This window comes from uncultured Bradyrhizobium sp. (assembly GCF_947648125.1).
In the GTDB taxonomy this organism is placed as follows: Bacteria; Pseudomonadota; Alphaproteobacteria; order Rhizobiales; family Xanthobacteraceae; genus Bradyrhizobium.
The window spans coordinates 1-5,868 of the sequence record NZ_CANSMR010000066.1; the positions used below are offsets into that span (position 1 = coordinate 1).

General features: G+C 66.3%; 5 protein-coding genes, 1 tRNA gene and 1 pseudogene. 4 read left to right on the forward strand and 3 right to left on the reverse strand.

Annotated elements, in window-relative coordinates; all coding sequences use genetic code 11:
- Position 1: 1 nt before the first annotated feature.
- Together Q0030_RS40415 and Q0030_RS40420 are read right to left on the reverse strand one after the other, a co-directional pair.
- Positions 2–75: transfer RNA gene (locus tag Q0030_RS40415), tRNA-Gly, on the reverse strand.
- Positions 76–183: 108 nt separating this feature from the next.
- Positions 184–1,704 (reverse strand): 4-amino-4-deoxy-L-arabinose transferase, encoded by a 1,521-nt coding sequence (locus Q0030_RS40420; RefSeq protein ID WP_298380670.1) that lies wholly within the window; start codon positions 1,702–1,704, stop codon positions 184–186.
- Between the two features lie 200 nt (positions 1,705–1,904).
- Between Q0030_RS40420 and Q0030_RS40425 the strand changes: the two are divergent.
- From Q0030_RS40425 to Q0030_RS40440, 4 genes and pseudogenes are all read left to right on the forward strand, one after another.
- A pseudogene (locus tag Q0030_RS40425) lies at positions 1,905–2,036 on the forward strand (cysteine methyltransferase); the annotation flags it as partial.
- A gap of 73 nt (positions 2,037–2,109) precedes the next feature.
- A complete protein-coding gene (locus Q0030_RS40430; protein ID WP_298380673.1) occupies positions 2,110–2,949 on the forward strand; it encodes an AraC family transcriptional regulator in 840 nt (279 codons plus the stop codon).
- Between the two features lie 56 nt (positions 2,950–3,005).
- Entirely contained in the window at positions 3,006–3,365 is a 360-nt protein-coding gene (locus tag Q0030_RS40435; protein WP_298380676.1) for a VOC family protein, read from the forward strand.
- A 128-nt stretch (positions 3,366–3,493) separates the two neighbouring features.
- The gene (locus Q0030_RS40440; RefSeq protein ID WP_298380679.1) at positions 3,494–3,910 is read left to right on the forward strand and encodes an SRPBCC family protein; all 417 of its coding nucleotides are present in this window, start codon (positions 3,494–3,496) and stop codon (positions 3,908–3,910) included.
- A 305-nt stretch (positions 3,911–4,215) separates the two neighbouring features.
- On the opposite strand, the gene Q0030_RS40445 is transcribed toward Q0030_RS40440, so the two are convergent.
- On the reverse strand, positions 4,216–5,658 hold the full coding sequence (locus Q0030_RS40445) for an MATE family efflux transporter (protein ID WP_298380682.1): 1,443 nt from the start codon (positions 5,656–5,658) through the stop codon (positions 4,216–4,218).
- Between the last annotated feature and the right edge of the window lie 210 nt (positions 5,659–5,868).

Consider the following 5,868-nt stretch of genomic DNA (forward strand, 5'->3'; position numbering starts at 1 on the left):
CTGGAGCGGGCGAAGGGAATCGAACCCTCGTATGCAGCTTGGGAAGCTGCCGTTCTACCATTGAACTACGCCCGCGATCTCAATTGCTTGAGGTCGCCCCTGCCGGTGCGACCGCCGGACCATAGCCCGGGCCGAGGCAGCGGATCAAGCGTGCATTGACACCGATCGTCGCGTCGCCACCCGCTACCAGCCCATCCTCACAAGCACGTCATTGATCACAAAGGGCGCAGCGGTGGATGCGTCGCAGCTTCCGCCGCGTGCATAGATGCAGGCGTTGCTGAAACCGACGCGGGCACAGCTTTGCCGTGAAAAATCCGCCGGCAGATCGCCTGCGGCCTCGGGCCGCGCAAGGATGCGGTTGAAGGCCGGCTTGGTCGCCCGCAGCAGCAGCGGCGGCAGGATCAACTCGGCGAGCGGATCGGCGGGCTGCAGCGCATAGAGCGGCACCGGGCCGACCAATCGTTCCCGCCCCGGCAACTGCTGGAAGCGAACGTCGTAAAGCGCAAGGCCGCACATCTGCGGATCGCTGCGCAGTTCGGCCGCGAGCCGCGCAGCGCCGACGCCGCGCGTCCAGTACTCGCGCATATCTTCGCTGCCGCCGGCCAGCGCCACCGACAGCAGCGCCCAGCCGCTGAGGACGATCGGCAATGCCCGGCGGCGCCACATGTCCTTCGTACGCAGCCATTGGACCCAATCGGCCGATCCCAGCGCCGCGACGATGGTGAACAGCACCACGGACAGGAAGATGAAGCGGTATTCCTTGTGCGCGATCAGGCTGTGGAAGACGAGGTTGACCAGCGCCACGGTCGCGAGCAGCGGTGCGTGCCGCCAGCCGCGCCAGATCGCAGCAAGCGGAAGCAGGATCGCCACCGACCACACGGTCAGGAAGTCGATGAGATAGGCCGACGGCGGCGACACGCCGAATTCGATGGCGCGATCGTGGACAAGGTTTTCCCTGATATTGGCGATCAGCCAGGCGAACGGCACGCTGCCATGCGCGAGGTCGATCGCGGCCGCGAGCAGCAGCGCAACGAGCCCGCCGGCAACCAGCGGAACCAGGTTTCGCCAGCGCGTCCAGCACGCCCCGAGGGCCAGCACGGCGATGGCCGGCGCGAACTGGAAGCGGCAGACAAAGGCGAAGGCGAGCAAGGCGCCGCCGATCGCGAGACGCCGCGGTGACGCACCATCGGTGACCAGCAGCGCCCCCGGAACGATGAGCGCCGTCGCCAGCGGCTCGCCCAATGTGTGGGGCGCGAGCATGATCAATTCGAACCAGACCGCGGCCGCGAAGGCCGTGACGACGGCATGGGTTCGCGAGACCCGCGCGCCAAGAAACCAGGCGCTGACCACGATCGACAGCGACGCGCATGCGGCGATCAGACGCGGCACCAGGAACGCTCCTGCGCCGGCAGGCGCAATCGCATCGCCGAGGGCAACCGGTCCGGCCATCAATGTCGGCAGCAACCAGCCGCGAATGCCGTCGCGCCATTCCCATGTCAAAATGCCGTCATGGCCGAGCATCCGCCACGCCGGCTCGAGATACTGAAAGGTCTCGTCGGGATAAATCACGTTGGGCCAGACCGCGGCCGCAAGGCGCAAGACCAACGCCAGCAGCAGCAACGCGAAGAGCGGGTGAACACGCCCGCTCGCGCGCCCGACCATGCCGGCGCTGCCGGGCGGGGCTTCGGCGCTCGTGCTGGTCATCGTTCCGCTGATCGTCTTTTGGAGCAGCATGCCGGCGACCAGATAGCGGGCAAAGCCTTTAAGATGCGTGACCGGAGGATGCGTGACTGAACGTTGGCGGGATCACACAGCACGGCCGCGACATGCTTAACCAATCGTCAAGATTCCGGATGCGCCGGACCGCGGCGATGTTGTGCTCGCATCTGGGGGTTGGTGGCGTCATGGCGGGGCGTGGGTACACCATTTTCGACACGGCAATCGGCCGATGCGGCGTCGCATGGGACGAAGCCGGCGTCGCCGGGGTCCAGCTTCCCGAGCTCCGCGAAATCGAAAGCCGCAAACGGCCGTTCCAGCACCACCAGCAAGACCCTGTTCGACGTGCTGCTGCCCGTTGCACGGCCCCGGCCGCAAGCCTAAATCTGGGGTATGACCCGGACCACGCTGTTGCAGCGCGATCGCATCACGGTGAACGAGTTTCGCTGCACGGCGGAGCCCGGCGACAAGCCGTTCGTCGAGCAGTTCGCCTGCCACTCCGTGTCCTATGTGCGCAGCGGCAGCTTCGGCTGCCATTGCCGCGGCCGCTTCCATGAGCTGGTGGCAGGCTCGATCCTGGTCGGCCACCCCGGCGACGAATACACCTGCACGCACGACCATGTGGTCGGCGACGAATGCCTGTCATTCTTCCTAGACCCGGAGCTGGTCGAGACCATCGGCGACCGCACCTCGGTCTGGCAGGTCGGCTCGGTGCCGCCGCTGCCGGAATTGATGGTGATCGGGGAGCTCGCCCAAACGGCGGCAACTGGCAACAGCGACGTCGGCCTTGACGAGGTCGGCCATCTCCTCGCCAGCCGCCTTGTCGAGCTGGTGTCCGACCGCAAGGCGAAGCCCCTCACCGCCGGCCTGCGCGATCGCCGCCGCGCCGTTGAAGCGGCGCTGTGGATCGATGCCAATTCGCACCATCAGATCGACCTCGACGATGCCGCGGAGCAGGCCGGCTTGAGCACCTTCCATTTCCTGCGACTGTTTTCCGCCGTGCTCGGCGTGACCCCACATCAATATCTCGTGCGCTCGCGGCTGCGCCATGCGGCGCGGCGGCTGGTGGACGACGACAGCCCGGTCACCGACATCGCCTATGACGTCGGCTTCGGCGATCTCTCCAATTTCGTGCGCAGCTTCCACCGCGCCGCCGGCGCCTCGCCGCTGAAATTCCGCCAGGCCTCCCGCGGCGACCGCAAGATTCTCCAAGAACGCCTTGCGCTGCAATAGCTAGGTTCTTCCGGTCCGCGCGTCCATCGACGCGCTCAACGACTGGAGACCCCATCATGTACGACCACATCGGATTGCGCGTCGCCGACCTCGACGCCAGCGTGCGCTTCTACACCGCGGTGCTGGCGCCGCTCGGCTTCGTGCTCTGTTCGCGCGACGACAGCGGCGCCGGCTTCGGCCCCAAGGGCGAGCCCGCACTCTGGCTGCATCTGCACAAGGGCAAGACCCAGGGCGGCGCCCACATCGCGTTCCGCGCCCCGAGCCATGACGCGATCAAGACATTCCACACCGAAGGCTTGAGGGCCGGCGGCAAGGACAACGGCGCGGCGGGCCACCGCAAGGACTACAGCCCGACCTACTACGCGGCGTTCCTGCTCGACCCCGACGGCAACAATGTCGAGGCGGTGTCGACCTAAGCCTCAACCCGTCATTGCGAGGAGCGAAGCGACGAAGCAATCCATTCTTTCATTCTGCTGTGAGGTGGATTGCTTCGCTTCGCTCGCAATGACGGTCGTTCAAATGCAACCAGCAAGGACCCAATTCCATGGCTTCAATTCACAAGGACATTCCGATCGACGCGCCGGCCGATCATGTCTGGGACGCACTGCGCGATTTCGGCGCGCTGCACACGCGGCTGGTGCCGGGCTTCGTCACCGACACGCAACTCGCCGGCGACGTCCGCACCGTCAGCTTCGCCAACGGCACCGTGGCGCGTGAGACGCTGGTCGATTGCGACGACAAGCGACGTCGGCTGGTCTATGCGATCACCAGCGAGCGGGTGAAGCAGCATTCCGCCTCGGTGCAGGTGTTTGCCGAAGGCGATGCGCGCTGCCGGGTGGTGTGGATCGCCGACGTGCTGCCGCACGAGATCGCGCCGTACATGGACGCGCAAATGGACCTCGGCGCGGCCGCGATGCAGGCCGCACAGGCCAAATCGGCCCGGGACAAGAACGCGGCGTGACCCGCTAGGTCATGCGACTGGCCGCGCATTTCGAACTATGACCGTCACCCTGAGGAGGTCGCTTCTTCAGCGGCCCTCGGGATGACGGTGTGAAAATTGTAGCGAGCCGCCTCCCCACGCCGTCGTCCTGGCGAAAGCCAGGACCCATAACCACCGAATTCGATTGAGAGTGCGATAGTGGCCCCAGCGTCGCACAACAACAAACGGTTGGGGGAATGGGTCCTGGCTTTCGCCAGGACGACGCTGAATACATTCACATTCTCTCAGGACGACGGGGTGAGAGCCGAGACGGCACTTTCAGTGGTTCACGACAGCGCCGGCTGCGCTTCCGCGACCGGTGCAGATCGGCCCCAGCGCGTCAGGATCACGCTGAGGCAGGAGAGCACGCCGAGCACGCCCATCGACGCGGCGGCGAGTGTAAAGAAATCTTGCGCACTCGCCTCATGCGTCGACAGCCACCAGCCGCCGGCGCCGATGAAGATCAGCCGCGCGGTCTGCGCCAGCACCGGACCCAGCACCTTCGCAGCCCCCTGCGAGGAGAAATACATCGACATCGCGAGCCCGATGAAAGCGTACATCGGCGCGGCGGTCGACAGGTACTGATGGCTGGTCGCCCGCACATGCGGATCGTTGGTGAACAGGTTGACCCAAAGGTCGGGGAAGACGGCGATGAAGCTGCCGACCACGCCGACCGCGAGGAACGATAGCGTGCCCGCGGTCCAGGCGATCCGCCGCGCCCGCGCGACGCGCTCCGCGCCGACGGCCATGCCGATCATCGGCACCGAGGCGATGCCGACCGCGAACGCGACCGAGGTCAGCATGAATTCGAGCCGTGCGCCGATGCCGTAGCCGGCGAGCACCGCGGTGCCGAACTGCGCCAGCATGTGGGTGAAGATCGAGATCGTCAAAACCGATTGCAGCGGCGAGAAGCAGGAGACCGCGCCGACCCTGAGGATGTCGATGAACATCGCCCATTGCACGCGCAACCCCCTGAGTTTCGGCTTCACGCGGGCGCGGCCCGAGAACAGGTACCAGCCCATCACGCTGATGCTGATCGAATAGGCGATCAGCGAACCCGCCGCGACGCCGCGCATGCCGAATTGCGGCACCGGCCCGAGGCCGAGGCCGAGCGTGCCGCCGAGAATGATCTGGCACACCGCCGAGGACAGGATCATGGTCGACGGCAGCTTCATGTTGCCGGTGCCACGCAGGATGCCGGCCATCGTGTTCATCAGCCAGGGCAGGATCGCGCCGCCGAAGAAGATCTGCGAATAAGCGATCGCCTGCGCCAGCACATTGCCGCGGCCGCCGAGCAATTCGAGCAGGCGCGGACCGAAGGTCAGCATGCCCAGCATGAAGGTGGCGCCGAACGTCAATCCGATCAGCAGCGCATGCATTGCAAGCGTCGAGGCGCGCTCGATCTCGCCGGCGCCGAGGGCGCGCGCGATCGCCGATGCGACGCCGCCGCCCATCGCGCCGCCGGACATCGTCATGGTCAGGATCACGCAGGGAAACACCAGCGCCATCGCCGCGAGCGATTCGACGCCGAGCCGGCCGATATAGGAGGTCTCCGCGATCACCACGCAGGTGCCGGCGGAAAGCGCGATCACGTTCGGCCACGCCAGCCACAGCAGCGTGCGCAAAATCGGCCCGTCGAGCAGCGCGTTGCGCGCCGGCCTCGTCACCGGCGGCGGCAGCGGCCGTTCTTGTTCGTCGACAGGTATTTCGGCGAGGCCGAGATCGGACATTTCTACTCCCACGCGCGATCTTCGGGAGCCGCGCCATGGTGTTTCCCTACCATGGCGAACGCGGATTCCACGTGCGCGGGACGCAAGGGGGGCCTGCGTGATTGCAGGTGAACCCAAGCGCTCGCCGACCGACCACACGAACGGCTAGACGGAGGTCACCCTCCCCTGGAGGGGGAGGGTCGGCTCACAGCGAGCGAAGCGAGATGTGAG

Excerpts from the sequence above, each read along its gene's own strand:
- Q0030_RS40420 (WP_298380670.1), bottom strand. The coding sequence starts at position 1,704 with ATGACCAGCACGAGCGCCGAAGCCCCGCCCGGCAGCGCCGGCATGGTC.
- Q0030_RS40430 (WP_298380673.1), top strand. The coding sequence starts at position 2,110 with ATGACCCGGACCACGCTGTTGCAGCGCGATCGCATCACGGTGAACGAG.
- Q0030_RS40435 (WP_298380676.1), top strand. The coding sequence starts at position 3,006 with ATGTACGACCACATCGGATTGCGCGTCGCCGACCTCGACGCCAGCGTG.
- Q0030_RS40440 (WP_298380679.1), top strand. The coding sequence starts at position 3,494 with ATGGCTTCAATTCACAAGGACATTCCGATCGACGCGCCGGCCGATCAT.
- Q0030_RS40445 (WP_298380682.1), bottom strand. The coding sequence starts at position 5,658 with ATGTCCGATCTCGGCCTCGCCGAAATACCTGTCGACGAACAAGAACGG.